The organism is Anaeromyxobacter sp. SG66 (genome assembly GCF_022690805.1).
Classification (GTDB): domain Bacteria; phylum Myxococcota; class Myxococcia; order Myxococcales; family Anaeromyxobacteraceae; genus Anaeromyxobacter; species Anaeromyxobacter soli.
The window spans coordinates 1-2,804 of record NZ_JALCZC010000206.1; the positions used below are offsets into that span (position 1 = coordinate 1).

A 2,804-nucleotide genomic window follows, 5' to 3' on the forward strand; every position below is an offset into this window, starting at 1 on the left:
GGAGGTCGCACGCCGCGGCGGGCGCGCTCGCGTCGCAGCTCGCCGCATCCCCCGCGGCGACGCTCCCGGCGGCGGGTGCGGACGCAGCGACCGCCCCCGCCGCCTGCGCGGCGCCACCGGCAGGCGGCATGAGGATCATGAGCCGGTCGGTGGCGAGGAGCGCGCCCACGGCGACGAGGAGCGCGCCGGTCGCGAGCTCGACCTTGCGCAGGTGCGGCTTCACGCGGTCGAGGAGCCGGAGCGCGCGCGGCGCGAAGGCGGCGGCGAAGAGGAGCGGCGCGACCAGGCCGGCCGCGTAGGTGCCGAGGTAGAGCGCGCCGCGCGCCGGGCTCGCGCCCGAGCTCGCGGTGTAGGTGAGCACGGAGCCGAGCACCGGGCCGATGCACGGCGTCCAGCCGAGCGCGAACGCGCCGCCGAAGGCGAACGACGCGAGGAGGGATCCCCCTGGCGCCGCGCGCGCGAGCCAGGGCCGCCGCTCGCGATCGAGCCCCGGCAGCCGCAGGACCCCGAGGAACTTGAGGCCGAACAGGACGACGACGATCCCCGCGACCCGGAGCAGCACCTCGCGGTGCGCGGCGAGCAGCGCCGCCGCCGCGCTCGCCCCGAGCCCGAGCGCCACGAACACGCTCGCGAGCCCCGCCGCGAACGCGAACGCCGTCGCCACGAGCCGCCCGCGCGCGCCGCCGGCGCGGACGTCGGCCACCGACGCGCCGCCGAGGAGCCCGAGGTAGATGGGCACGAGGGGGAGCACGCACGGCGACAGGAAGGTGAGGACGCCGGCGGCGAACAGTCCGGGGATGTCGAAGCTCATGCGGTCTCTCTGGCTCCTCCGTGCGAGTCGGAGCCGGGGACGCGGCGAGCGGTTCCGGCGAGCTCCCGGAAAGCGCCCCGAACCCCCGGAAGCGGTGGCTCACCGGGGGCGGACGGGCGCCTTCAGAACCCCGCGATGCCCTCGTGCACGGCGCGCCCCTCGAAGAGGACGGCCTCCACCTGCTCGAGCCAGCCGCGGTTGTGGCCGGTGATGTCCTCGACCGTGGTCGCGTACGGCACGTCGGGCTGCACGGGGCGGTTCTCGAAGGCGAGCGCCGCGAAGAACTCCTCCGCGGAGCGCTCCGCGTGGGCGGCGAGCGGCGCGCCCGGCTCGAGGGGCTGCACGCCCATCGCGGCGTTCGGGATGGAGAGCGAGAGGAGCCCGTCGGGATCCGTCCAGCGGGCGCCGAGGTTCTTCGCCTCCTGCTGGCTGCCGCCGGCGCCCTCCGTCGGGCCGCCGAGGAGCACGGCGCGGCGCGAGGCGCGCAGCATCCCGGCGAGCCGGTCGCAGGCGCTCATGCAGCTCGGGCTCGTGAGCACCACCACCCTGCCCTCGTAGCCTCCCACCGCGTCGCTCGCGCGCACCGGGCCCTCGAGGAAGGCCGGCGTGTAGTCGCGCCGCTCGCGCTGCGCGAGCCCGATCGCCTCGACGATCTTGCGCGGCTCGAACGCGTCGTCCGCGGCGCGGGCGGGCGCGGCGCTCGGCGGCGGCATCCGCTGCTGGTAGACGAGCTGATTCTGCGTGGTCGCGCGCAGGACGAGCGCGCCGCCGGGGTAGGCCTCCCCGGGCTCGGACAGCATCGCGGCCACGGTGCTCGAGTGGGCGATGTAGCCGCCGGTGTTCTGGCGCAGGTCCACGACGAGATCGAGCCCCTTGTCCTTGCACTCTCCGACGAAACCCTCGAGGACCGCGCCGAACGGGCGCGGCTCGTCCCCCGCGGCGTGCAGGGTCTCGCTGAGGAACGAGAGGATCTGCACGTAGCAGAAGGCGCGAACGCGGCGGCGCACCACCTCGCCCACCCGCACCGCGACGCGGTCGCCCTCGTCGAGCTCCTCGGTGAGCCCCCTCGCGTCGCGCGGCGCCAGGATGGGGTCCGTGCGCAGGTACCCCTGCGCGGCGTTCGGATCCCGGTCCCAGGTGTCCTTCCCCTGGTCGTAGCGCCAGGCGAGGAGGTCGCTCGTGACGATCCCGGTGCGGCGCACGTAGCGGCTCGCCATCACGTGGCCGGCGGCGTCGGGGGAGATCCACCAGGGCAGCTCGACCACGCGCCGGACGCCCTTCACCGACACCGCCAGCGTCGCGGTGCGCCGCTGGGGGTAGGCGAAGTCGCGGCGCGTCACCGCGTCCACGGCGCGCTCGAGCCGGGCGCCGCGCGAGCTCGCCGGCACGAAGCGGGCGAGCTCCTCCACGACCTCCGCCGCCGGGCGGCCGTCGATCTCCATCACCTCGTTGCCGGCCGCGAGGACCTGCTCGACGCCCCGCAGCCCCGAGACCTTCGCGAGGTACGAGACGAGCTTCTTCTCGCGGTTGGCGATGACGATCTTGCCGCCGTCCGCGAGCCGCAGGCCGAACCCGAGCGCGACCTGGGGCAGGCGCACCGGCGCCCCGAACAGCAGGTGGCCGTCCTCGAACGCGGCGGTGCAGCGGCGCATCCGATCGTAGAACCGCAGCGGATCGTCTTCCTTGGCGATCGCCCGCTCCTCCGCGACGCAGGCGTCGAGGTGCGCGCGCGAGTCGAACGACGGCGTGCCGCCGTGGGCGAGGAGGCGCCCCTTCACCGGGAAGAACACGTACCGCTTCTCCATCGCGTCGCGGAGATCGCAGGCGAGCTTCGCGCGCTGCCGCGGCGAGCAGAGCGGCGCGCCGGCGCAGCCGTCGTCCTCCGGGAGCGACGCGACCCCGTCGCACGGGTCGGCGCGAGCCGCCGGCGCGGCGTCGCCCGCGATCGACTCGGCCGGCGCGGGGGTGACCGCCGCCGGGGGCGGCGCGGCGG

Annotated in this window: 2 protein-coding genes; both read right to left on the reverse strand. The window is 76.1% G+C overall.

Features of this window, described 5'->3' with window-relative positions:
- The coding region (locus MNZ39_RS23790; protein ID WP_242341560.1) for a cytochrome c biogenesis protein CcdA at nucleotides 1-811 on the reverse strand (811 nt) is incomplete at its 3' end.
- Nucleotides 812-933: 122 nt separating this feature from the next.
- A partial coding sequence (locus MNZ39_RS23795) for a S41 family peptidase (protein ID WP_242341561.1) occupies nucleotides 934-2,804 on the reverse strand: 1,871 nt, incomplete at its 5' end.